At 72.7% G+C, this 24,479-nt stretch carries 16 protein-coding genes and 1 pseudogene; 2 read left to right on the plus strand and 15 right to left on the minus strand.

Features of this window, described 5'->3' with window-relative positions:
* Positions 1–39: 39 nt before the first annotated feature.
* The gene (locus tag FHU30_RS17325) at positions 40–1,188 is read left to right on the plus strand and encodes an NAD(P)H-dependent flavin oxidoreductase (RefSeq protein WP_253876967.1); all 1,149 of its coding nucleotides are present in this window, start codon (positions 40–42) and stop codon (positions 1,186–1,188) included.
* 69 nt (positions 1,189–1,257) lie between these two features.
* Here FHU30_RS17325 and FHU30_RS17330 read toward each other — a convergent pair whose 3' ends face one another.
* The 15 genes and pseudogenes from FHU30_RS17330 to polA form a co-directional block, all read right to left on the minus strand.
* Positions 1,258–2,286 (minus strand): SGNH/GDSL hydrolase family protein, encoded by a 1,029-nt coding sequence (locus tag FHU30_RS17330; RefSeq protein WP_253876969.1) that lies wholly within the window; start codon positions 2,284–2,286, stop codon positions 1,258–1,260.
* A gap of 850 nt (positions 2,287–3,136) precedes the next feature.
* Positions 3,137–4,963: a 3D-(3,5/4)-trihydroxycyclohexane-1,2-dione acylhydrolase (decyclizing) gene (gene iolD, locus FHU30_RS17335; RefSeq protein WP_253876971.1), complete on the minus strand. Its 1,827-nt coding sequence runs from the start codon at positions 4,961–4,963 to the stop codon at positions 3,137–3,139.
* A gap of 329 nt (positions 4,964–5,292) precedes the next feature.
* Positions 5,293–6,129: pseudogene (gene iolB, locus FHU30_RS17340) on the minus strand (5-deoxy-glucuronate isomerase); the annotation flags it as partial.
* 140 nt (positions 6,130–6,269) lie between these two features.
* Entirely contained in the window at positions 6,270–7,181 is a 912-nt protein-coding gene (locus FHU30_RS17345; RefSeq protein WP_253876973.1) for a Cgl0159 family (beta/alpha)8-fold protein, read from the minus strand.
* A 637-nt stretch (positions 7,182–7,818) separates the two neighbouring features.
* Positions 7,819–8,325: a GNAT family N-acetyltransferase gene (locus tag FHU30_RS17350; RefSeq protein ID WP_253876975.1), complete on the minus strand. Its 507-nt coding sequence runs from the start codon at positions 8,323–8,325 to the stop codon at positions 7,819–7,821.
* Positions 8,326–8,385: 60 nt separating this feature from the next.
* Entirely contained in the window at positions 8,386–9,555 is a 1,170-nt protein-coding gene (locus FHU30_RS17355) for an ADP-ribosylglycohydrolase family protein (RefSeq protein ID WP_253876977.1), read from the minus strand.
* A 68-nt stretch (positions 9,556–9,623) separates the two neighbouring features.
* A complete protein-coding gene (gene uvrB / locus FHU30_RS17360; RefSeq protein ID WP_253876979.1) occupies positions 9,624–11,738 on the minus strand; it encodes an excinuclease ABC subunit UvrB in 2,115 nt (704 codons plus the stop codon).
* 133 nt (positions 11,739–11,871) lie between these two features.
* Complete coding sequence (locus FHU30_RS17365; protein ID WP_253876980.1) at positions 11,872–13,029, minus strand: sensor histidine kinase; 1,158 nt, start codon at positions 13,027–13,029, stop codon at positions 11,872–11,874.
* A 65-nt stretch (positions 13,030–13,094) separates the two neighbouring features.
* Positions 13,095–13,856, minus strand: a complete 762-nt coding sequence (locus FHU30_RS17370; protein ID WP_253876981.1) for a protein phosphatase 2C domain-containing protein — start codon at positions 13,854–13,856, stop codon at positions 13,095–13,097.
* 52 nt (positions 13,857–13,908) lie between these two features.
* The gene (gene coaE / locus FHU30_RS17375) at positions 13,909–14,511 is read right to left on the minus strand and encodes a dephospho-CoA kinase (protein ID WP_253876982.1); all 603 of its coding nucleotides are present in this window, start codon (positions 14,509–14,511) and stop codon (positions 13,909–13,911) included.
* Between the two features lie 254 nt (positions 14,512–14,765).
* Entirely contained in the window at positions 14,766–15,272 is a 507-nt protein-coding gene (locus FHU30_RS17380) for a GNAT family N-acetyltransferase (RefSeq protein ID WP_253876984.1), read from the minus strand.
* A gap of 79 nt (positions 15,273–15,351) precedes the next feature.
* Positions 15,352–17,322, minus strand: a complete 1,971-nt coding sequence (locus FHU30_RS17385) for an endonuclease/exonuclease/phosphatase family protein (protein ID WP_253876986.1) — start codon at positions 17,320–17,322, stop codon at positions 15,352–15,354.
* A gap of 320 nt (positions 17,323–17,642) precedes the next feature.
* Positions 17,643–19,118: a 30S ribosomal protein S1 gene (gene rpsA / locus FHU30_RS17390; protein WP_253876988.1), complete on the minus strand. Its 1,476-nt coding sequence runs from the start codon at positions 19,116–19,118 to the stop codon at positions 17,643–17,645.
* A 565-nt stretch (positions 19,119–19,683) separates the two neighbouring features.
* Positions 19,684–20,811, minus strand: a complete 1,128-nt coding sequence (locus tag FHU30_RS17395) for a polysaccharide deacetylase family protein (RefSeq protein ID WP_253876989.1) — start codon at positions 20,809–20,811, stop codon at positions 19,684–19,686.
* Positions 20,812–20,982: 171 nt separating this feature from the next.
* The gene (gene polA, locus FHU30_RS17400; RefSeq protein ID WP_253876990.1) at positions 20,983–23,679 is read right to left on the minus strand and encodes a DNA polymerase I; all 2,697 of its coding nucleotides are present in this window, start codon (positions 23,677–23,679) and stop codon (positions 20,983–20,985) included.
* 83 nt (positions 23,680–23,762) lie between these two features.
* Here polA and FHU30_RS17405 point away from each other — a divergent pair, with 83 nt between their 5' ends.
* A complete protein-coding gene (locus FHU30_RS17405) occupies positions 23,763–24,161 on the plus strand; it encodes a PaaI family thioesterase (RefSeq protein ID WP_253878022.1) in 399 nt (132 codons plus the stop codon).
* Positions 24,162–24,479 lie beyond the last annotated feature (318 nt).

The following is a 24,479-nucleotide window of genomic DNA, read 5'->3' on the forward strand; positions in this document are numbered from 1 at the left end:
CCTGGACCGAATGACGTTCGGTCCAGTACCGTCGGCGGCATGCGCACCGACGTCTGCGAACAGTTCGGTATCGAGTTCCCCCTCTTCGCCTTCTCCCACTGCCGCGACGTCGTCGCCGCCGTCACCAACGCCGGCGGCTTCGGCGTGCTCGGCGCCGTCGCCTACTCCCCCGCGCGCCTGGAGGAGGAGCTGCGCTGGATCGACGACCACGTCGGCGGCCGCCCCTACGGCGTGGACGTGCTCGTCCCCGCGAAGATCGACGAGTCCGCCGAGCGCGCCGCGCGCGGCGACGGGGGCCTCGACACCATGCTCGCCGCCGTCCCGAAGGAGCATTGGGACTTCCTGTTCGGGCTGTTCGAGAAGTACGGCGTCCCGCTGCCTGACTTCGAGGCGGCCAAGCGCGCCGGCGGACGCGGCGGGACGCAGGTCACCACGCGCGGCGCGACCGAGCTGATCGACGTCGCGCTCGCCCACCCCATCGGGCTGATCGCCAGCGCTCTCGGCACCCCGCCGCCGCTCATGGTCGAGCGCGCCAAGTCCGCCGGCGTGCCGGTCGCCGCGCTCGTCGGGACCGTCGAGCACGCCCGCCGCCAGGTCGCCGCCGGCGTGGACCTGATCGTCGCGCAGGGCGGCGAGGCCGGCGGCCACACCGGCGAGATCTCCACCATGGTGCTCGTCCCCGAGGTCGTGGACGCCGTCGCGCCGCTGCCCGTCCTCGCCGCCGGCGGCATCGCCACCGGACGCCAGATGGCCGCGGCGCTCGCGCTCGGCGCGTCCGGGGTCTGGTGCGGCTCGGTCTGGCTCACCACCGAGGAGGCCGAGACCTCCCCCGCGGTCAAGGCCAAGATGCTCGCCGCCTCGTCCCGCGACACCGTCCGCTCCCGGTCCCGCACCGGCAAGCCCGCCCGCCAGCTCCGCTCCGCCTGGACGGACGAGTGGGAGTCGGCCGCCAGCCCCGGCCCGCTCGGCATGCCGCTCCAGATGATCATCGCCGAGGGCGCGATGCGGCAGATCTCCAAGGTCGCCGAGAGCGGCAACGAAGGCGCCCGCGACCTGGCCAACTACTTCGTCGGCCAGTGCGTCGGCCTGATGAACACCGTCAAACCGGCCCGCCAGGTCGTCTACGACATGATCGAGGAGTTCGCCGAAGCCGTCGACCGCCTGGACCGCATCACCACCACCGACTGACCCCCGCCCCACCGCCTCCGGACGGACTCAACCGCTCTGCCCGAAGGTCGCGAGGGGCCTCGGCCGGGTTCAGCCGGTCTGGTTGAGGGGGCGGCCGGGGCCCTTGTTGATCTGGTCGACGAACAGCTTGGCCAGGGCGTCCTGGCCCTTGGCGGTCGGGTGGTAACTGCGCGGCTCGGCGGCCAGCGCGCTCAGGTTGACCGACAGGCCGTTCATGTACGGGTCGGCGCTGCCCGCCTCGTGCCCGGAGAACGCGCTGTAGGCGTCCACGAACTCGACACTGCCCGGCGCGTGCGCGGCGGCGAGGTGCTGGTCGGCCTCGGTCGCGGTCTGCCGGATCAGCTCGTTCAGGTCGCGGGCGCGGCCGTTCAGCCAGCGCTGGTCGTCCAGGGTGAGGTTGTCGCCGCCGGTCACCGAGACCTCCGAGAACGGCCGCGGGTAGCCCATCATGATCACGCGGGCGCGCGGCGCGCGGGTGGTGATCTGCCGGACGAGCTCGGGGAGGCTCTCGCGGAGCCCGGCCATCCGCTCGGCGATGTCGCCGCCCTGCTTCTCGCACCCCCGGGACCAGGGCAGCTTCACCACGCAGCCCGCCATGATCTTGGCGAAGCCGATGTCGTTGCCGCCGACGCTGATCGTGACGAGCGTGGTGTTGCCGTCCACCCGGTTCAGCTGGGACGGCTCGCCCCCTCTGCCCTTGCGGACGTCGCGGGTGGTCGCGCCGGAGCAGGCCCAGAACGAGCTGCCGCCCGCGAACCGGAAGGTCTTGGCGACCGTGTGGTAGTACGCCTTGGACGTCCGGTGGCACTGGCTGAGCGGGTTCTGGTCGGCCAGCGTGGCCTCGGCCCCGACACCCGCCGAGTAGGAGTCGCCGAGGGCGACGTAGGACCCGCGGGTGGCCGCGGCGACCGGACTGAGCGGCTGCCCCCTGTCGCGGGCTGCGGCTTGGGCCTGGATGCCGGGAAGCGGCGCGCGGCATCCGGCGCCGAACGCCTCGCAGCGGACCGCGGGCAGCGCCACCAGCGGGACGATCGCCACCGCGAGCAGTACGAGAAGGAGGGCGACGGCGAGACCCCGATCACCGATACGGGCTCGCACCCGCGCCGGCCATGTCCCCGGCCCCGCCATCGTCCTCCCTGTCCCTCGTCCCGACCGTATTGACGAACGTCATGCCCGCCAGGTTCCCACCTTTACACAGTAGATCCGGTTTATCCCATTAATCCTTGCCCCCTCCGGGAGAACCGGCAGGTCAACCCCCCTCCCACCGGATCCCTCCAATCCGCAAGAAGAACATGATCCCCCCCTCGAAACCCCCTGGACGAAGACGGCAGGCCGCGCCCCGAGCGTGCGAACGAGAAGACCCCGGCCCCAAGCCCCCAACCGAGCACTCGCAACGCCGCAGACGAAGCTTCGCGCCAATGCGAGCGCGAGTCCACGACGCCCCACAGACGGACGTTCGCAACACCCCGGCCGGGCGATCCGCAACGCCGCAAGCGGGCGCTCGCAACGCCGCACGCGGGCGCTCGCGACCACGCGGGCGGAGGTTCGCCACGCCGCGGCCGAGCCGTTCGCGGCCTCGCGGGCAGGGGGTCGCGACACGCTGGGCGGAGGTTCGCGACGTCCCGCAGACGGACGTTCACGACGCCCCGGCCAGGCGATCCGCAACGCCACAAGCGGGCGCTCGCGACCACGCGGGCGGAGGTTCGCCACGCCGCGGCCGAGCCGTTCGTGACCTCGCGAGCACGGGTTCGCGACACGCTAGGCGGAGATTCACGACGTCCCGCAGACGGACGTTCACGACGCCCCGGCCGGGCGATCCGCAACGCCGCAGGCGGGCGCTCGCAACGCCGCAGGCGGGCGTTCGCGACCACGCGGGCGGAGGTTCGCGGCGTCGTGCGGGCGGGGGGCGCGACATCGCGGGGCGGAGTCGGGACGTTCGCCGGCGGGGTCAGAGGTGGCGGCGTTGGGTGGGTTTGGCTCTCTCGTACTGGGCGCGGGCGTGGCGGGTCTCGTCAAGGGTGGAGACCTCGGCGACCGGGACGTCCCACCAGGCGTCTCCGCCCGGGGGGCTCGCGAGCGGGTCGGTCTCGACGTGGACGACGGTGGTGCGGGGCGAGGCGATCGCGGTCCGGAGGGCGGCGCGGAAGTCGTCGGCGTCCTTGGCGCGCAGCACGTCCGCGCCGAGGCTCTCGGCGTTCGCGGCGAGGTCGACGGGCAGGACGTCGCCGTCCAGGCCCGTGGGCGTGCGGAGGCGGTGCCGGGTGCCGAACCGGCGCGCGCCGACCGACTCCGACAGGTTGCCGATGGACGCGAAGCCGTGGTTCTGCACCAGCACGACGACGATCTTGATGCCCTCGGCGACGGCGGTGCTGAGCTCCTGCGCCATCATCAGGTACGAACCGTCCCCTACCAGGACGAACACCTCGCGGGACGGGTCGGCGAGCCGCACCCCGAGGCCGCCCGCGATCTCGTAGCCCATGCAGGAGTAGCCGTACTCGACGTGGTAGCCCTTCGGGTCGCGCGGCCGCCACAGCCGGTGCAGGTCGCCCGGCATCGACCCGGCGGCGCACACCACGACGTCGCGCGGGCCGGACTCGGCGTTGACGATCCCGATGATCTCCGCCTGGGTCGGCGGCGTCCGCCCGGTGACGGCGCAGGCGCGGTCGGCCTCGGCGTTCCAGTGGCGGACGAGGCCGGCGGTCTCCTCCCGGTAGGCGGCGGGGACCGTCCAGTCGTCCAGGGCCCGGTCGAGGGCGCGCAAGCCCTCGCGCGCGTCGGCGACCAGAGGGACGGCGGCGGCCTGCTTCGCGGCGTCGAACGACGCGACGTTGAGGTTCACGAACCGGACGCCCGGGCATGCGAACAGGCTCTGCGAGGCCGTGGTGAAGTCGCTGTAGCGGGTCCCGACGCCGAGCACGACGTCCGCTCGGCGGGCGAGCGCGTTGGCGGCGGACGTCCCGGTCGCGCCGATCGCCCCGACGGCCTGCGGATGCTCCCAGTGCAGCGCTCCCTTTCCCGCCTGCGTCTCGGCGACCGGGACGCCCGTCCGTCCGGCCAGTTCACTCAGGGCCTCCGTGGCGCGCGAATAGATCACGCCACCGCCCGCGACGATCAGCGGACGTTCGGCACCGCGCAGCAAGTCGGCGGCTTCTTCCAGTGCGGACGGTTCCGGCACCGCCCTTGGAACGCGCCAGACCCGCCGTTCGAACAGCTCCTCGGGCCAGTCGAACGCCTCGGCCTGGACGTCCTGCGGCAGGGCCAGCGTCACGGCGCCGGTATCCGCCGGGTCGGTGAGCACACGCATCGCGGCCAGCAGCGCCGGGACGAGCTGCTCGGGCCGGTTGATGCGGTCCCAGTAGCGCGAGACCGGCCGCAGGGCGTCATTCACCGAAACGTCGTAGGAGCGCGGATCCTCCAACTCCTGGAGGACGGGGTTGGCGGGACGCGTCGCGAACACGTCGCCGGGCAGCAGCAGGACGGGCAGCCGGTTCACCGTCGCCAGCGCCGCTCCCGTCACCAGGTTCGTCGCGCCCGGGCCGATGGACGTCGTGCAGGCGAACGTCGCCAGCCGGTCGCTCGCCCGCGCGTATCCCGCTGCGATGTGCACCATCGCCTGCTCGTTGCGGGCCATGTGGTACGGCAGCTCGTCCGCGTACTGGAGCAGCGCCTGCCCGAGGCCCGCGACGTTGCCGTGCCCGAAGATGCCGAAACAGCCCGCGAAGAACGGCCGCTCCTCACCGTCCCGAGCAGACCACTGCGCCCCCAGAAACCGCACAACCGCCTGCCCCACAGTCAACCGCGAACTCACGCCCCCGCCCCTCCATCCCCACCGTCCACCTCCACGCCCCGCGCCCCCGCACCCTTAACTGCCGCACCCTTCGGCTCCGTGCTGTTCGCCCCTGAGCCACCCTGCGCCTCCGCACCCTTCGGCTCCGGGCCCTTCGCCTCCGCATCCTTCACCATCGCGCGGTTCACCCCTGGGCCGTTCGCGCCCGGACCGTTCACCTCCGGACCGCTCGCGTCCGCGCCCCGCCCTTCCACACGGTTAACCTCCGCGCCGTTACCCTCCGGGCCCTTCGCCTTCGCGCTCCGCGTCTCTGGGGCCGCGCTGGTCAGGGGTAGTCGGGGGTCGACCGGCTGTCCCTCCCACGTGCCGCGCACCCAGGCGTGCGCGGGATCGTCGCAGATCCGCCAGGCCCGCTCAGCGGACGGGCCGGCCATCACGTTCAGGTAGTACAGGTCGTATCCGGGCACCGCCATGGACGGTCCGTGCCAGCCGTCCGGGATCAGCACCGCGTCCCCGCTCCGGACCTCCGCCAGCACCTCGGTACTGCCGTAAACGCGCTGGTAGGCCATGCCGTGCTCGCCCGCGACCTCGAAGTAATAGATCTCTTCGAGGACGCTCTCGGTCGGCGTTTCCTCGTCGTGTTTGTGCGGCGGGAAGGACGACCAGTTACCGCCAGGCGTGAGCACCTCGCAGGCGATCAGCTTGTCTGCGTGCGGAAACGCCTCGGGCGTGCAGAAGTTGTTGACCTGCCGACTGGCCTGCCCGGCACCGCGCAACTCGACCGGAACGTCCTCGGCCGGGACGTACCGGGCGGTCAGCCGACGCTCGCACCGGGCGGCGGGCAATGCGAACCGTCCACCCTGCTCGCTGGTGATCGTCGCTCGCGCCGAGCGCGGCAGGTAGACGAAGTCGGTGACGCGTCCGAACACGCTCGTCCGCCCCTCGACCACGAACTCATCGCCGTCACACTCGACCGTGCAACCGCCCTCCAGCGGCAGCACAAGCGTCTCGAACTCCCCTGTTTCCAGCGCGTGCGCCTGCCCCGGCTCCAGTTCCAGCACCCGGAGCGCGCTGAACGCCCACCCGGCCTTCTCCGGCGTGACCTCCAGAACGTAGGGCCCGTCCGTCCGACTCCCACCAGGCAAGTACGCCACAGCGCCTCCTAAACACCAGCCCCAACCTCAAGCGACCGCTTCGACCCCACACACAAGTTATAACCTCTAACCAACGCGCCAAGCTCTCACCAAAGCGTCGTGATATCACCACACAAACGCGCTCTCACGACCGGATCAAGTCACAACGGACGGACGGTTGTATCGACGACTTCAACGGCTGCGTCCACAGCGGCGCGGACGTCGCCGCCCGGCGGGTAGAGCAGCGAGCGTCCGACGATCAGTCCGCGGACGTTCGGAGGCTGCAGGGCGCGACGCCAGCCCGCCAGGACGTCCTGGAGATCGCCGGAGACCTCGCCGCCGAGGATCAGCGCAGGCAGCGTCGTCGCCGCCATCACGCGATCCATCTCCGGGACGACCGGGACCTTCAGCCACGTCCGAGCCGAGGTCGTGCCCAGCGCGGACGCCACCGAGACCGCGCGGACCATCGCGTCCGGCGTGAGGACGTTGCGCAGGCCGCCGCCCTCGCTCCGGGCCATGAACGGTTCGACGACCGCCATCAGCCCCCGCCCGGCCAGGTCCGACACGGCCCGGGCGCACGCTTCCAGCATCGGCGCGGTCGCGGGATCGGCCTCGTCGATGCGGAGCAGCATCTTGCCGCCGTCCAACCGGGCCTCCGCGACCGCCGCCGCGTCGTAGCCGGTGAACCGGTCGTCGGTCTCGAACGCCGCGCCCGCGAGCCCGCCCCGGTTCATCGAGCCGAGCACGACCAACCCGTCCAGGACGCCGAGGAGGAGCAGGTCGTCGATGATGTCGGGGGTGCCGAGCACGCCGTCCACACCGGGCCGCGACAGCGCCGTGCATACCCGCTCCAGGTAGTCCGACCGGTCGGCCATCGCGTGCGGGTCCGCGCGGACTCCGAGGACGCCGCGTCCCGGATGGTCCGCGGCCACGATCATGAGCCGCCCCGACTCCCCCACCGGCCGCGTCCTGCGCACCCGCGCCGCCGCCCGCTCGGCCACCGCCTCGGGCGACCGCACCCGCACCGCCGTCAGCCCCGCAACCCGCTCCGCCCACCCGGTCGACGCCAGCACGGCCTCACCTCACGTCCGAAATGGAACGTTCTCAGTACGACCCTCCCACCCCACCGCCCGCAAGCCAACCCCTCCCCCAGCGCCACAATCCCCCTCCCGCCAAGCCCCCCACACCCCGCCCCGCGCGCTCACCCGCCACTCTCCGCCAGGCCGCGCCGCATGCCCACCGTGCCTTGCGACGCTCTCCCACTGGCGTCGCGCCGCACCCCAACTCGCGCTCACGCCCACGCCGAACCCGCGCCACCCGCGCATCCCGCCCGCACCACGTCCTCCGCGCGTCTCGTGGGTCCCCGGCGTGCCACGTCCTCGGCACGTCTCGCGCCCTCGGCGGATGCCGCATGCTCGGCGCCCGTCACATCCTCAGCGCATGCCACGTCCTCGGCATGTGCCGCATGCTCGGCCGTCCCGCGCTCTCGTATCCCGCGCTCTCGTATCCCGCGCTCTCGCATGTGCCGCGTCCTCGGTGCGCGTCGCGTCCTCAGCGCGTGCTGCGCCTTCGGCATGTGCCGCGTGCTCGGCGCGTCCCGCGCTCTCGTTCGTGCCGCGCTCTGGTGCAGGCCGTGTGGTCGGTGTGTGTTGCGTGCTCGGTGCGGGCTGGGTTGTTGGCGGCTGTTGTGGGGTGGTTTGGAGGGTGGGGTTAGGTGGTTGGGTGCCACATGATTAGGCGGGGGCCCAGGGTGTGGAGGCCGGCGGTTATTTCGGCGTTCCAGTGGTTGCGGAGGCCGGGGGTCCAGTGGTGGTCGGGGAGTTCGGTGAAGCCGTGGCGGGCGTACCAGGGGGCGTTCCAGGGGACGTCGCGGAAGGTGAGGAGGCTGACGCCGGGGGAGCCGGCGGCCGCGGCGTGGGCCAGGACGGCCTGGAGGATGCGGGTGCCGATGCCCTGGCCGGTGAGGTCGGCGTGCACCGAGATCTGGTCCAGGTGGGTCGCGCCGTCCAGCGGGGAGAGCACCGCGTAGCCGGCCGGCGGGTCCCCTGCCACCAGGATCTCCGCGTCCCGGCCGATCATCTGCTCCACCACGGTCGGGCCCGGCGGGAACTCGATCCCGACGGCGCCGAACATCCGGTCCGCGGAGTTCTCGATCGGCGGCAGCAGGTCCAGGTCGGCCGGCGAGGCCGGACGGATCTCGTACGGATCAGTGCTCACCGACCGATCGTAAGCCCGCTCCGTCAGCGCCTCCACTCCAGGCGCTCTGGTGCGCGCGGGTCAGCCCTCGGGGTAGCGGGATGTCCACGGGAGGGGTGGGGCGCCGCCGGTGCCGGCGTCGGCGGGTGGGGCGGGGCCGAACTCCAGGGCGCAGTCGGCGGCGAGGCGGCGGACGGCGTCCGCGGCCTCCAGACGGTCGCGCCAGGGGCGGGGGAAGGCTTCGGGGCCGTGGCCGGCGCCGAGGAGGTTTCCGCAGATCATCGCCGTGGAGTCGCTGTCGCCGGAGTGGTTGACCGCGACCAGGAGGCCCAGGCCGCCTGGGCCGTTCGGTTGGGTCCAGCGTTCTGCGGCGAAGGCCGCGTAGACGCCGATTGCGAGGGCTTCTTCGCCGGTCCAGCCCGCGCCTAGGGATTCGACTTTCTCCGGTGTCGGCTCGCCCTCGGCGACCAGCGCCATGGCGGCGTCCAGGGCCCGGGTGGTCTCCTCGTGGCCGGGCTGGACGGCCAGCTCGCCGCGCGCGACGGCCAGCGCGTCCGGGAGGGCCTGCCCGCGCACGAGGCCCCAGACGGTCGCCGCGAGGACGCCGCCGGGGAGGTGGCCGCTGGGATGGCCGTGGGTGAGCGCCGCGGCGTCCCGTCCCACTAGGAACGCGGCGCGGGCCGTGGGCGTGCCGAAGCCGCAGGGCGCGGTCCGGGTGACGCCGCCGCAGCCCTTGGAGTCGTTGATCGGCTCGTCCACCGTGCCGAGCGGCCAGCCGGGCTTGCGCCTCTCGGCGGCCTTGCGGAGCGCCGCGACGAGGGTCCGTCCGGGGCTGCGGCGGGCGGTGATCGCGGGCTCGGAGGTCAGCCATCCGCCGCTGAGCCAACCCTGATCGGGGATGGTCTCGCCCTGGCCCTGCAACCAGGACAGGTACGCCATCTGGAGCAGTCCGCCCGTCGCGCCGCCGATGCCCCGGGACCGCGCCCGCACGGACGACTGCACCAGCGCCTGCGCGGTGAGCAGCATCAGCTGCGCGTCGCCGGAGATCGATCCGGCGGGGGCCCGCCCGTCCACGTAGTCGGTCAGGCCGGTCGCGCCGTACCGCTGCCGGATCTCCGCGAGCGACAGGCCCTCGACGGGCATGCCCAGCGCCGTCCCGATCGCGCCGCCCAGCAGGCACCCGAGCACGCGCTCCTCCGGCGGGTACGCGGCGACGAACGACATATCGGCAGGCGGCGGCGCGAACGACATACCCACAAGCTACCGGCCGGGTGGATCACGCCGCGTCCGCCCAGGTCGGACGGCGTTCCAGGGGCGGGTCAGTTGACGCCGGCCTCCTTCATCTCGCGGAGTTCGCGCTTGAGCTCCTTGATCTCGTCGCGGAGGCGGGCGGCGAGCTCGAACTGGAGGTCGGTGGCGGCCTGGTGCATCTGGGTGGTCATCTGCTCGATGAGGGACTCCAGCTCGGCGCGGGGGCGCTCGCCGACCAGGTCGGCGGCGTGCCGGCCGGCCTCGCGGCGGGAGGCCAGGCCCGGGACGGGGGCCTTGCCGCGGGACTGCTGGCGGCCCGCGCCGCCGATCAGGGTCTCGGTGTCGGCGTCCTCGCGGGCGAGGGAGTCGAGGATGTCAGCGATCTTCTTGCGCAGGGCGGTCGGCTCGATGCCGTGCTCGGCGTTGTAGGCCTCCTGCTTGGCGCGGCGCCGGTTGGTCTCCTCGATGGCCCGCTGCATGGACGGCGTGACCGTGTCGGCGTACATGTGCACCTGGCCGGACACGTTGCGGGCGGCGCGGCCGATGGTCTGGATCAAGGACGTCTCGGAGCGCAGGAAGCCCTCCTTGTCCGCGTCCAGGATCGCGACCAGGGACACCTCGGGCAGGTCGAGGCCCTCGCGGAGCAGGTTGATGCCGACCAGGACGTCGAACTCGCCGGCGCGCAGCTCGCGCAGCAGCTCGATGCGGCGCAGCGTGTCGACCTCGCTGTGCAGGTACCGGACCTGGACGCCGAGTTCGAGCAGGTAGTCGGTGAGGTCCTCGGCCATCTTCTTGGTGAGGGTGGTGACCAGGACCCGCTCGTCCTTCTCGGTGCGCAGCCGGATCTCGTGCACCAGGTCGTCGATCTGGCCCTTGGTCGGCTTGACGATCACCTCGGGGTCGACCAGCCCGGTCGGGCGGATGACCTGCTCGACCACGTCGCCCTTGGCGCGGCCCAGCTCGTACGAGCCGGGAGTCGCCGACAGGTAGACGGTCTGGCCGATGCGCTCCAGGAACTCCTCCCACTTCAGCGGGCGGTTGTCCATCGCGGACGGCAGGCGGAAGCCGTGCTCGACCAGCATCCGCTTGCGGGACGCGTCGCCCTCGTACATCGCGCCGATCTGCGGGACGGTCTGGTGCGACTCGTCGATGACCAGCAGGAAGTCCTCGGGGAAGAAGTCGAGCAGCGTGTTGGGGGCGGTGCCGGCCTCGCGGCCGTCGATGTGCCGCGAGTAGTTCTCGATGCCGGAGCAGGTGCCGACCTGGCGCATCATCTCGATGTCGTAGGTGGTGCGCATGCGCAGCCGCTGCGCCTCCAGCAGCTTGCCCTGCCGCTCCATGTCGGCGAGGGTGCCCTCCAGCTCGGCCTCGATCGCGCCGATCGCGCGCTCCATGCGCTCGGGGCCGGCGACGTAGTGCGAGGCGGGGAAGACGTAGACCTCGTCGTCCTCGGTGAGGACCTCGCCGGTGAGCGGGTGCAGCGTGGCGAGCTTCTCGATCTCGTCGCCGAACATCTCGATCCGGACGGCGAGCTCCTCGTACTGCGGGATGATCTCGATCGTGTCGCCGCGGACGCGGAAGGTGCCGCGGGTGAACGCCAGGTCGTTGCGGCTGTACTGCATCTCGACCAGGCGGCGGAGCAGGTCGTCCCGCTCGATCTGCTGGCCGACCTTCAGCCGCGCCATGCGGTCGACGTACTCCTGCGGGGTGCCGAGGCCGTAGATGCAGGACACGGACGCGACGACCACGGTGTCGCGGCGGGTGAGCAGGGAGTTGGTCGCCGAGTGCCGCAGCCGGTCGACCTCGTCGTTGATCGACGAGTCCTTCTCGATGTAGGTGTCGGTCTGCGGGATGTACGCCTCGGGCTGGTAGTAGTCGTAGTACGAGACGAAGTACTCGACCGCGTTGTTCGGCATCATCTCGCGCAGCTCGTTGGCGAACTGGGCGGCGAGCGTCTTGTTCGGCTGCATGACCAGGACGGGGCGCTGGAGCTTCTCCACCAGCCAGGCGACCGTGGCGGTCTTGCCGGTGCCGGTGGCGCCGAGCAGCACCGTGTCCTTGTCGCCGCGCGAGACCCGCTCGGTCAGCTGGGCGATGGCCTGCGGCTGGTCGCCGGACGGCGTCATGTCGCTGACGACCTCGAACGGCGCTACCCTGCGCTGCAGGTCGGTGACCGGTCGCATCTGGCCTCTCCCAAGTGATCTTCCGAGGACCGGGCGTGGTTCCGTCCCGGTCGACCCACTCTACGTACCGCCTACGACAAACTCCGACGCCGCCTTATTTCCCCAGGTCAGAGGGGCAGAATCGGCGCCAGGCTCACGAAGTCGGGACGGGGAGGCGGGCGCGGACGGCGAAACCGCCGTCCCGGCTGGGCCCGGCCTCGAAGTGGCCGCCGAGCGCGACGACCCGCTCGCGCAGCCCGACCAGGCCGTTCCCGCCGCTCGGCAGGCCGTGCTCGGCCGCGCCCTCGGGGGCGGGCCGGTTGACGACGGTGACCTCCACGGCGTCCGGCGGGAGGCGCACGTCCACCCGCGTGGCGGCGCCACCCGCGTGCTTGTGCACGTTGGTCAGGGCCTCCTGGACGATCCGGTACACCGTCCGGGAGATCGCCGACGGCATCGGCCGCTCCTCGCCGAGGACGACCAGGTCCACCAGCAGCCCGGCCGCGCCGGACTGGCCGACCAGGCTGCGGACGTCGTCCAGGGTGGGCGCGGTGGCCAGCTCGTCCTCGCCCTGCCGCAGCACGCCGATCACCTGCCGCAGCTCCTCCAGCGCCTGCCGGCCCATGTCGCCGATCACGGTCGCGGTCTGCACGGCCCGGTCGGGGTCGCGGGCGGCGACGGCCTTCAAAGCCCCGGCGTGGACGACCATGACGCTGACCCGGTTGGCGACCACGTCGTGCATCTCGCGGGCGATCCGGGTGCGCTCCTCGGAGCGGGCGCGCTCGGCGAGCAGGTGCTGCTCGCGCTCCAGCCGGGACGCGCGCTCCTGGAGGGACGCGAGCAGTTGCTTCCGCGCGCCCATGTACATGCCGAGGATCACCGGGAACGAGGTGAACAGCAGCCCGAACGTGGCGCTCGCGGCGAACGAGCCGCTGTCCCCGTTCGGCGACGGGACGACCAGGAACAGCACGTAGCTGGTCGCGGCGATCGCGACGGCCGTCCAGCGGGACGCGGCGTAGGCGCCCAGCGAGTACAGCGCGATCAGCCCGCTGATCGGGCCGCCGCCCGCCGCGGTGCCGATGATCAGGGCGAACAGGGCCAGGTGGACGGGGTAGCGGCGGCGGAAGACCAGGGCCAGCCCGATCACCGAGCAGAGCGAGGCCACGACGTAGTTCGGCAGCCAGAACTTCGACGAGGTCCCGGCCCACATGATCGCGAAGTCGCCGACGGCGGCCCCGACCGCCAGCGAGACGTCCAGGAGGCGGGACCGCCGCGTCGGCCACGACTCCGTCCACCACCCCCGCAGGTCCATGGGGCCGAGCCTATAGCCAGCGGCCGGGAAGATCCGCTGGTCTGTTCGATCTCCCCGCCCGGGCGTTACAAATCACCCACGAACCCCAGGAGCGCGACCGTCGCGTCGTCGGACGGCTTCGTCCTCGGCCAGCGGACGGCGTGCGGATCGGTGGCCTCGACCTCGCGCGTGCGCGCGACGAGCGCTTCCGGACCGTCCTTCTGGACGATGCGCGCGAGCCCCGTCCAGTCGGTTTCGCCGAACATGTCGGCCAGCCGGGTCGCGCCGTCGGTGAGGAGCAGGACGCTCCGGAGGTCGGCGAGCGGGACGGTCCCGGTGATCGCGTACTCGGCGATGCGCGGATCGGCGGACGCGTAGGCCACGCCGCCGGTGATCTCCTGTATGCCGTCCGGGCCGTCCAGGAGCAGGGTGGAGTCGGCCAGCACCAGGTAGTCGAGCAGGTCGCCGCGCACCCGCGCCGCCAGGACGGTCGCGGCGGGCGAGTTCGGATGCGCCAGGTCGCAGGTCGCCTGGTGGGACGCCGCGACGTCGGAGATCGCCCCGGCCAGCCTCGCCACCAGCGGCCGGTTCCCGGGCCGGTGCCTGCCTTCGGGCGGCCCGACGGGCGGGCCCGCCGGCGGGGTGTCGCCCAGGCCGTCCAAGATCCGGGCGAGAAGCCGCGTGCCGAGCGAACGGGCATACCAGGCCGTACCGTGCACGCAGCCCAGCTCGGTGCCGAGCGGCAGCCCGCAGCCGTCCAGCACGACCACCGCGCCGGGAGCGGCCGCCACGAAATCCTCGTTGCGCCGCTCGGGACTGCCTTGATCGGTGGTCCAGGTGACCCGCATCGCGTCCTCGCAGGGGGTTTCGGTCCGCCGCCGCAGCCCGGCGGCTCGGGGGTCAGGCGGCGGGGGCCCGGCGGGTGAGGTCGGACCAGATCTCGGCGACCTGGGCGTCCAGGTCGCCGAGGGAGCCGGAGTTGTCGATCACGTGGTGGGCGATGGCGCGGCGCTCCTCGCGGGACGCCTGCGCCGCGATCCGGGCGCGGGCGGCCTCCTCGGTCATGCCGCGCCGGGTGGTGAGGCGGTCGAGCTGCAGCTCCACCGGCGCGTCCACAACGATCACGACGTCGTACATGTCCGCGAGCTTGTTCTCGGTGAGCAGCGGGACGTCGTAGACGACGATCGCGTCCTCGGGCGCGGCGTCCATAAGCTCCTGCATCCGCTCCCCCACCAGCGGGTGGACGATCGCGTTCAGCGCCGCGAGCCGCTCCGGGTCGGCGAACACGATCTGGCCGACCTTCTCGCGGTCCATGGCGCCGTCCGGGAGCAGCACCCCGTCGCCGAACTCGGCGACGACGGCGGCCAGCCCGGGCGTGCCGGGCTCGACGACCTCCCGCGCGATCCGGTCCGCGTCGATGACCACGGCGCCACGCGCGGCGAGCCGCCGCGACACCTCGCTCTTACCCGCACCGATCCCGCCGGTGAGTCCCACTTTCAGCACCCGCCGAGCCTACCGGCCCGCCCCCGGCCCCGCCCCGGCCCACCGCGCCTTCCGGCCACCCCGGGCCCGCCTCAGCCCACCGAGCCCATCAGCCCACCCCCGGCCCAGCGCGCCGAGCCCATCAGCCCGCCCTCCGCCCTGCCTCAGCCCACCGAGCCGGATCAGGCCGCCCTCGGGCCCGGCCGGGCCAGCCGGCCCGGCTCCGGGCCCAGCCCAATGCGCCGGGCCTGTCGGAGCCGTCCTGTTGCGGGGTGTCAGGCGGGGTCGGGGGCCGGGTGGTCGGCCGGTTGCAGGGCCTTGCGCATGTGGACGAAGGTGAGGTGGGCGGCGACGCGTTCGCGGTGGGTCTCGCTGTAGCCCAGGCTGCGGTAGAGGCGGAGGCTGGCCTCGCTCAGATGCCCGGTGAACAGGACGCAGGCGGTCGCGCGGCCGGAGACCTCGGCCTCCAGGGCGTCCAGCAGGAGCCGGCCGACGGCGGTGTCCTGCTGGTCGGGGGCGACGGCGAGGCGTCCGACCAGGCAGGTGTGGTCGCTGAACTGGGCGCGGACGAACCCGACGATCCGGCCGTCCAGGACGGCCTTGAGCACCACCACCCCGCCGGTCAGCGCCTTGTGCACCTGCTCCAGCGACTCCACCAGCGGCGGGATGAACGGGTCGCCGTACAGCTGCGCCTCGGCGACGTAGGCGGCGCGCTGGACGGTGAAGATCTCCCCCGCGTCCTCGGGCGCGGCCCGGCCGATCCGGGCCTCCACAGTGCTCATGAGGGCACCCTAACGGCGCGCGGCGCCCCCGTCCCGGAGTGCGGACCGGCCGGGACGGGACGCTCCGTGTCCGTCCTGGTCAGCCGCCGACGCGGACGGTGACCGCGACCGGATAGTGGCCGGACCCGGCCGGGGCGACCTGGTAGCCGGAGAAGGTGAGGTCGTCGGTGCCGAAGATCCAGTCGAGCCGGTCGCCGCCGGAGGTGGTCGGCGAGGCGTCCCCGCCGACCGCGGCGCTGCGCAGGCCGGTGCCGTCGGTCATCCGCTCGACCTCCTCGGAGCCGGGACCGGCGTTGAAGTCGCCGCCGACGATCGTGCGCGGCCCGCCGCCCCAGGCGCGCAGCAGCGCCGAGACCTCGCGGAGCCGCTCGGAGCCCTGGTCGCCGCCGTTCTCCAGGTGCGTGGACCACACGTCCAGGCTGGACGGGCCGACCTTCAGCTTCGCCCACACGTACCCGCGGATCTGCGACCAGTCGCCGCGCGGCATCCGGCCGATGCCGGACCGCTCCACCGGCAGCGAGGTCAGGATCGCGTTGCCGAACTGGCCGTCCGCGGCCGGGCCCCACAGCAGCTTCATGCCGAGCCGCCGGGACAGCCACACGCCCACGTCGGTGGTGCCGGACAGCAGCGAGCCGCGGCCCGCCTCCTGGAGCAGGATCACGTCGGCGCGGCGGGCCTCCAGCGTCCGCGCGACGGCCTCGGGGTCGAGCCGTCCGTGCCGGTCGACCGCGTCGTGGATGTTGTAGCTGACCACCCGCACCTGCCCCCCGGCGGGCGCGGCCTTCGCATCGCGGGACGGCGCGGCCAGGCTGAACACCAGGGTGCCGAGCAGCAGGACCAGCGCCGCGGCGCCGGCGGTCAGGGCGCGCTGCGGGGCGCGCGCGGGCAGCGGGCCGCCGCGCGCGGCGGTGATCGCGGCGAGCGCGCCGAGCAGGATCCCGGCCAGGCCGGGCAGCGCGTTGTTCGGGAACGGCAGCGGCTCCAGCGCGCTGACCTGGTAGGAGATCAGGATGACGCCGACCAGCAGGCCGCCGAGCGCGGCGCCGACGTCGATCCGCCAGACCGCGCCGCCGCGTCCGGCGCGGCGCAGCGGGGCCCGGGACGCGACGGCCAGCAGCCACGCGGCGAGCACCTGCCCGACGATCACGACGGGCACGACCTCGATGCCGGCGACCGCGTAGGTCCCGGCGATCGCGCCCGCGCCGACGCCCAGGACCGTCCCGCCGAGCACCGCGACACCGCCCGGCACCGCGCGCACGGCCAGCCCGGACGCCAGGAACGCCAGCGCCAGGCCCTGCCCGACGACGACGATCACGTGCGCGGTGGTCAGCGACCGCCAGCCGGACGACGCGACGAACGCGGGGCTGGACAGCACCAGCACCTGCAGCGCCATGAACGGCCCGAACGCCGCCGCGCCCAGCGCGTCCCGCCAGGACACGCCCGGTGCCTCGACCGCACCGGACGCCAGCTCGCGGTACAGCGCGAGCGCGCCGAGCGCGACGAACACCAGGCACACCAGCCACGGACCGATCCCGGACCGCCACACCGGGTCCCACGTCGCGAACGCGACCCGGACGGCGGTGTCGACCGACAGGCCCGCGACGGCGGCGGTGGCGAACCCGACGCCGGACAGCCCGCGCGCGCCCTCGTACAGGGCGGTCACGGCGAGCGTCCCGACCGCGACGCCGACCAGCGCGAGCCACGTCTGCGGGGTGATCGCCTGCGCGAGCAGCCGGACGAGCAGCAGCGCGCCCACCCCGGCCGCGAGCAGCCCGCTCGGCCCGGCGACCCGCCGCACCAGCGGCGCGAGGAACCCGGCGAGGAAGACCGCCAGCACGACCGGCGCGGCCACGCCCGCGCCCGCGTCGTCGGCGAAGTGGTTGAGCTGCGGCAGCGCGAACCGGAGGGTCTGCGCGAGGACGGCGGTGGTGACGCCGATCAGCGCGAGCCGGGCCGGGCCCTGCGGGACCATGGACGGCCCCCGCGCGGCGCCTCCGGCGCGGCGTCCTTCGGTGGTGCCTGCAGTGGTCGAGGCGTCTGTGCTGGCCAATGGAACAGATGCTCCCGGGGGACGAGCCGGACGTGACGGGCGTTTTCGGGTTCAGCGGGCGGGAGGGCGCGCGGTCCGCGCGGCCGGGCGGGCGGCTCCGCCGTCCCCTCCCGGAGACGACCAGTGTCCCAGACACCCCCGCCCCTTCGCGACGCGACACCCGCACCGCCGCAGCAAAGCACCATAACCGACACCCCACCCCAACCCGCCACCGACCAACGACCAACGAAAAAGCCGCGGCCGGAGCGTCCCGTGGGGGACGTTCCGGCCGCGGTTCAGGCGGTCACCGGGGGCCGCTGGGGCCCCGGGCGGTCAGCGGGTCACTGGCCGCCGGACAGCTTCTCGCGCAGGGCCGCGAGGGCCTCGTCGGTCGCCAGGGCACCGCCGGTGGTCTCGGTCTCGGCGCCGCCGCTGTAGGAGGTCTCGCCGGCCGGCGCCGGGGCGCCCTCCGCCTCGGCCTCGGCCTTGCGGGCCTCCTCGATCTGCTTGCGGTGCGCGTCGAACCGGGCGCGGGCCTCGGCGTACTGGCGCTCCCAGGTCTCGCGCTGGGTGTCGTAGCCCTCCAGCCACTCGCCGGTCTCGGCGTCGAAGCCCTCGGGGTACTTGTAGTTGCCCTGCTCGTCGTACTCGGCGGGCATGCCATAGAGGGTGGGGTCGAAGTCCTCTTCCTCCATGGCCGCGGCGCCCTCGTTCGCCTGCTTCAGCGAGAGGCTGATGCGGCGCCGGTCGAGGTCGATGTCGATGATCTTCACGAAGATCTCGTCGCCGACCTGGACGACCTGCTCCGGGATCTCCACGTGGCGCTCGGCCAGCTCGGAGATGTGGACCAGGCCCTCGATGCCCTCCTCGACCCGGACGAACGCGCCGAACGGCACCAGCTTGGTGACGCGGCCCGGCACGACCTGGCCGATCTGGTGGGTGCGGGCGAACTGCTGCCACGGGTCTTCCTGGGTCGCCTTGAGCGACAGGGAGACGCGCTCGCGCTCCATGTCGACGTCCAGGACCTCGACCGTGACCTCCTGGCCGACCTCGACGACCTCGGAGGGGTGGTCGATGTGCTTCCAGGAGAGCTCGGACACGTGCACCAGGCCGTCCACGCCGCCGAGGTCGACGAAGGCGCCGAAGTTGACGATCGAGGAGACCACGCCCTTGCGGACCTGGCCCTTCTGGAGCGTGTTGAGGAAGGTCTGGCGGACCTCGGACTGGGTCTGCTCCAGCCAGGCGCGGCGGGACAGGACCACGTTGTTGCGGTTCTTGTCCAGCTCGATGATCTTGGCCTCGAGCTCGCGGCCGACGTACGGCTGCAGGTCGCGGACGCGGCGCATCTCGACCAGCGACGCGGGCAGGAAGCCGCGCAGGCCGATGTCGAGGATGAGGCCGCCCTTGACGACCTCGATGACCGTACCGGTGACGATGCCGTCCTCGTCCTTGATCTTCTCGATCGTGCCCCAGGCGCGCTCGTACTGGGCGCGCTTCTTGGACAGGATCAGGCGACCCTCCTTGTCCTCCTTCTGGAGGACGAGGGCCTCGACGTGGTCTCCGACGGCGACGACCTCGTTGGGGTCGACGTCGTGCTTGATGGAGAGCTCACGGGACGGGATGACACCCTCGGTCTTGTAGCCGATGTCGAGGAGGACCTCGTCTCGATCGACCTTGACAACGGTGCCTTCGACGATGTCGCCGTCGTTGAAGTACTTGATGGTCTCATCGATCGCGGCGAGGAAGGCTTCCTCGGACCCGATGTCGTTGACCGCTACCTGCGGGGTGGTCGAGGTGGCCTCGGTGCTGCTCGTCATGTGTCGGCTGACTCCGGATACGGACATTGAGAGGTGTCTTCAAGCTGCGCGGAGGGCCGGTTTCCGCCCTGCCGAGGACCGGAGGAGACGCCGGGCTCCCCGGAGGGAACCCGCGCCGTTGACCGAACCGATGTCGACGACCTGACCGAGCGCGAGCCTGCTCCGTCCGAAGCCGCGCAAGCCCACAGCGCAGCGATCAGGATATGGGACCAGGCCCCTCCGGTCAATCGCGGGCGCGGCCTTCACCTGCTCACCGGCCGGAAATCCCGTCCGGTCCCGGCCGCGGCGCGGGTTTTCGGACGACACGCCCGGCCTCCGCGCCCGTCCGCGCCGGGCCGTACCGCCCGTCCGTGCCCGGCCCCCGCTCTCGTCTGCGCCGTGACCCCGCGTCCGTCCGTCCCGCGGTCCCGGGCCCGGCCGTCCCGTGGCCTCGGGCTCGGCCGTCCCGTGGCCTCGGGCCCGGCCGTCCCGTGGCCTCGGGCCCGGCCGTCCCGTGGCCTCGGGCCCGGCCGTCCCGTGGCCTCGGGCCCGGCCGTCCCGGGGTCTCGCGGGCGTCCGTCCGGTGTCAGTACTCGCGTGCGTAGGGGCGGAACTGCTTGGCCAGTCGCTTCTCGAACGTCTTGGGGAAGGTGACGGTTCCCGGATCGCCGTCGGAGGTGTAGCGCTCCTGCGGGTGCGCGTCGAGCCAGTCCAGCCAGGCGGTGGAGCAGAACGTCCGGCAGTCGTTCTCCTTGATCTTGCCCTCGGAGCGGATGCGGGTGACGGCCCACCGGTCGAACACCGTGTCGAACGGCGACTCCGACGGCTTCCAGCCGGCGAGGAACACGGCTTGGAAGGAGTACCGGCCGTCCAGGCGCTGCGCCCAGGTCCGGTTGTGGGGGATCGAGCCGAACGGGTAGGCGAACGTGGTCGTGTGCCGGCCGGTCAGGGAGAGCAGCTTGTCCTCCATGCCGCCGATCTCCTTCTGGACGCCGGCCTTGCCGAGCGTCCGCAGGTCGGGGTGGGTGACGGTGTGGTTGGCGACCTCGAAGCCGTTCTGTGTCAGCCAGCGCAGGCCGTCGGCGGCGCGCGGCCCCAGCGCGAAGAGGTCGTCGTTGCAGTAGAACGTCGCGACCGGCCGGAACCCGGGGTGCTCGCGCGCGACCTGCTGGATGATCGCGACCGCGGTGTCGGGGGCGGGGTTGCCCTGCGCGTCCAGCGAGAACTGGCCGGGGGTGCTGTCGTCGAAGGTCAGCACGACGGGGTGCTTGCCGAGCGGCACGTCGAGCCGTCCGGACGCGAACTCGGCGGCGGTGATCGGGTAGTAGCCCGTGGTCGCCAGCCGGGTCAGCTCGGTGTACAGCTCCTTGGTCGAGCGGTCGAGCGACGCCTCCGGGTGCTTCATGATCCGGTGGTACATGAACACCGGGATCTGGCCCAGCTCGTTCGCCTTCGCCTGGACGGCCGCGGGCGCCGCAGCCGCGGTCGCGCCGCCGGACGGCGTGGCGGACGGTGTCCCGGCCGGGGCCGTCGTGCTCGGCGCCGTACTGGGCGTCGCGGACGGACGTCCCGACAGCCGCTCGGCGGGGGCCTTCCCGTGCGCGCCGGTCGTCTCGGCGCGATGCGCGTGTCTCGGCCGGTGGTCCTGGAACGCCAGCCCCAGCACCAGGGAGCAGACGACCACGAGAGCTGCGATCTTGTGGAGGAGCGGCACGGGCCTCCCGTCGGGTCGAAACCTACGCGGGCACGGACAAGCATGACCTATCCGAGTGATCTACCTTAAGCCCGCGCCGCTCCCAAGCCCCGGGCACGCAACATCAAAGGAACGCAAAAGAAACGGCCCCGCCATCCCGGAGGACGGCGGGGCCGCGGCGGCCTCGGAAGGTCAGTGGGCGGCGTCCTGCCAGGTGCGGCCGGTGCCCATGGAGACCGACAGGGGCGCGCGGAGGTCGTAGGCACCCGCCATCTGCTCGGCGACGAGCGTCTTGAGCGCGTCGAGCTCGCCCGGCGCGACCTCGATCACCAGCTCGTCGTGGACCTGGAGGAGCATGCGCGAGCGCATCCCCGCCTCGCGCAGCGCCCGGTCGACGTTGAGCGAGGCGACCTTGATGATGTCGGCGGCCGAGCCCTGGATGGGCGCGTTCAGCGCCATCCGCTCGGCCATCTCGCGGCGCTGCCGGTTGTCGGAGTTGAGGTCGGGCAGGTAGCGGCGGCGGCCGAGGATGGTCTCGGTGTAGCCGGTGTCGCGGGCCTGCTTGACGATGTCGGTGAGGTAGTCGCGGACGCCGCCGAACTGCTCGAAGTACTCGTCCATGAGGTGGCGCGCCTCGTCCACCGGGATGCGCAGCTGGCCGGACAGCCCGTAGGCGGACAGACCGTAGGCGAGGCCGTAGTTCATCGCCTTGATCCGCGCGCGCAGCTCGGAGTCAATCTGCTCGGGCGGCAGCCCGAACACGCGGGACGCGGTGATGGTGTGGAAGTCGGCGCCGGAGTTGAACGCCTCCAGCAGCGCCTCGTCGCCGGACAGGTCGGCCATGATGCGCAGCTCGATCTGGCTGTAGTCGGCGGTGAGCAGCGACTCGTAGCCGTCGCCGACGACGAACGCCTCGCGGATCTGCCGGCCCTCGGCGGTACGGATCGGGATGTTCTGCAGGTTCGGGTCGGTGGACGAGAGCCGCCCGGTGGCCGCGACCATCTGGTTGAAGGTGGTGTGGATGCGGCCCGCGTCGTCGGCCATCGGGATCAGCGAGTCGACGATCGACTTGAGCTTGGCGACCTCGCGCCAGCGCAGGATGTGCTCCAGGACGGGGTGCCCGTCCTTCGCCAGCAGCGTCGTCAGCGCCTCGGAGTCGGTGGTGTAGCCGGTCTTGGTGCGCTTGGTCTTCGGGAGGCCGAGCTCCTCGAACAGCACCTGCTGCACCTGCTTGGGCGAGCCGAGGTTGAACTCGTGCCCGACCGCGTCGTGCGCGAGCTGCTCCATCTCCTTCACCTGGCCGCCGAGCGAGGCCGACAGCGACGCCAGGTGGTCGGCGTCGACGGCGATGCCCGCGCGCTCCATGTCGGCCAGGACGCGGGTCAGCGGCAGCTCGACGTCGCGCAGCAGCCGGGTCGCGCCGCGCTTGTCGAGGTCGGCGTCGAGCACGTCGGCCAGCTCGGCGACCGCACGCGCGCGGACGGCCAGCTCCTGCGCGGCCTCCTCCTCGCCGGAGCCGTCCAGGGTGAGCTGGCCGGAGTCCTGCGACTCGTTGGTCAGCTCGCGGTGCAGGTACCGCAGGACGAGGTCGGCGAGGTCGAAGGTGCGCTGCCCGGGCAGCGCCAGGTAGGCGGCCAGGGCGGTGTCGGTGGTGACGCCGTCGAGGGCCAGGCCGCGCGCGGCGAGCGCCAGCATCGGGCCCTTGGTGTCGTGCACGGCCTTCGGCCGGGACGGGTCGGCGAGCCACGCGGCGAGCGCGCGCTCGTCGTCGGCGATCAGCTCGGCCGGGTCGAGGTGCACGGCCGGGCCCTTGGTGGACGCGATCGCCAGCGCGGTGATCTCGCCGGTGCCGCGCCCCCACGTACCGGTGACAGCGAGGCCGAGCCGCTCCCCCACGGGAGCGTTGACCTCAAGCCAGTGCCCGAGCGCGCCGGGCTCCAGGGCGTCCAGCTCGACCTCGAAGCCCTCGTCGGCCTCGGGCTCGGCGGCGCTCAGCGACGCGTACAGCCGCTCGCGCAGCACCCGGAACTGGAGCGAGTCGAACAGGGTGTGGATCTCCTCGCGGTCCCACTGGCCCATGGCGAGGTCGGCCGGGCCCCGGTCGAGGGCCACGTCGCGGTCGAGCTTGTTGATCTGCTGGTTGCGCAGCACGCCGGCGAGGTGCTCGCGCAGGTTGTCGCCGGCCTTGCCCTTGATCTCGTCCACCCTGGCGACCAGGGTGTCGAGGTCGCCGTACTTGACCAGCCACTTGGCGGCGGTCTTCGGGCCGACGCCGGGGACGCCGGGAAGGTTGTCGCTGGACTCGCCGACCAGCGCCGCCAGCTCGCGGTACCGCTCCGGCGGGACGCCGTACTTGGCCTCGACGGCGGCCGGGTCCATGCGGGCGAGCTCGGACACGCCGCGGATCGGGTACAGCACGGTGACGTGCTCGTCGACCAGCTGGAAGGCGTCCCGGTCGCCGGTCACGACGAGGGTCTCCATGCCCTGCGCGGACGCCTGCGTGGCCAGCGTGGCGATGATGTCGTCGGCCTCGAAGCCGGCGACCGACATGCGCGGGATGCGCAGCGCGTCCAGCACCTCGAAGATCAGCGAGACCTGGGAGCGGAACTCGTCGGGTGTCTTGGCCCGGCCGGCCTTGTACTCCACGTACTGCTCGTGCCGGAACGTCGGCTCCGACCGGTCGAACGCCACGGCGATGCGCGTCGGCTGCTCGTCGCGCAGCACGTTGATGAGCATCGAGGTGAAGCCGTACACCGCGTTGGTGGGCTGCCCGTCGGTGGTGTTGAAGTTCTCCACCGGCAACGCGAAGAACGCCCGGTAGGCCAGGGAGTGCCCGTCGAGCAGCAGGAGCCGGTCGTGCTTGTCAGGGGTCGGTGCTTGGGTCGCCACACCAGGACTCTAGTCTGCGCGTACGACAGTTTGAGGGAGGCTCTGTGACGGAGGAGCAGCGGATCCTCGCCGAGAAGCTCGGCATGGACTTCGCGGGCCTGGACGTTACCGGCGATCTGGCCACGTCCATGGGGATCGAGTACCTGGAGGCCACCCCGGAGCGCGTGGTGGGCCGGATGCCGGTCGCGGGCAACACCCAGCCGTACGGGCTGCTGCACGGCGGCGCGTCCTGCGTCCTGGCCGAGTCGCTCGGCTCGGTCGGGTCGGCGCTGCACGCCGGCGAGGGCCGGATCGCGGTCGGCATCGAGATCAACGCCACCCACCACCGGTCCGCGACGTCCGGCTACGTCACGGGCGTGGCGACGCGCGTGCACGGCGGCAACACCCTCGCCACCTACGACATCGTGATCAGCGACGACCGGGACCGCCGGGTCTGCACCGCCCGCCTGACCTGCATGCTCCGCGACGCCCCCGGCTCCTGACCCCGCGCGCCACCCCCGCTCCCCCGCGTCACCCCCGGCACCTCCGCGTCACGCTCGGCGCCCTCTGGATCACCCCCGGCGTCGGCCCCGGCGTCCGATCGAAGAAAGATCGAACCTGTCGGCCGCTTCCTTTGCGGCGGGCATGGCCGTGTCGGTAACGTGGATCGGAAGGCCCGAGGCCACCGAGTAGACAACGCACGCGTCCGGAAGGACGCGTTGCGGCCCCAAAGGTGGCCTCGGGCCAACGACTTTCCCGCCCCCGGACGTGCGCGGACGGGCGTTGGACGCGGGCGCGGACGGACGCGGGCACGGACGGAC

It is taken from the genome of Actinomadura rupiterrae (genome assembly GCF_024172125.1).
GTDB classification, from domain to species: Bacteria; Actinomycetota; Actinomycetes; order Streptosporangiales; family Streptosporangiaceae; genus Spirillospora; species Spirillospora rupiterrae.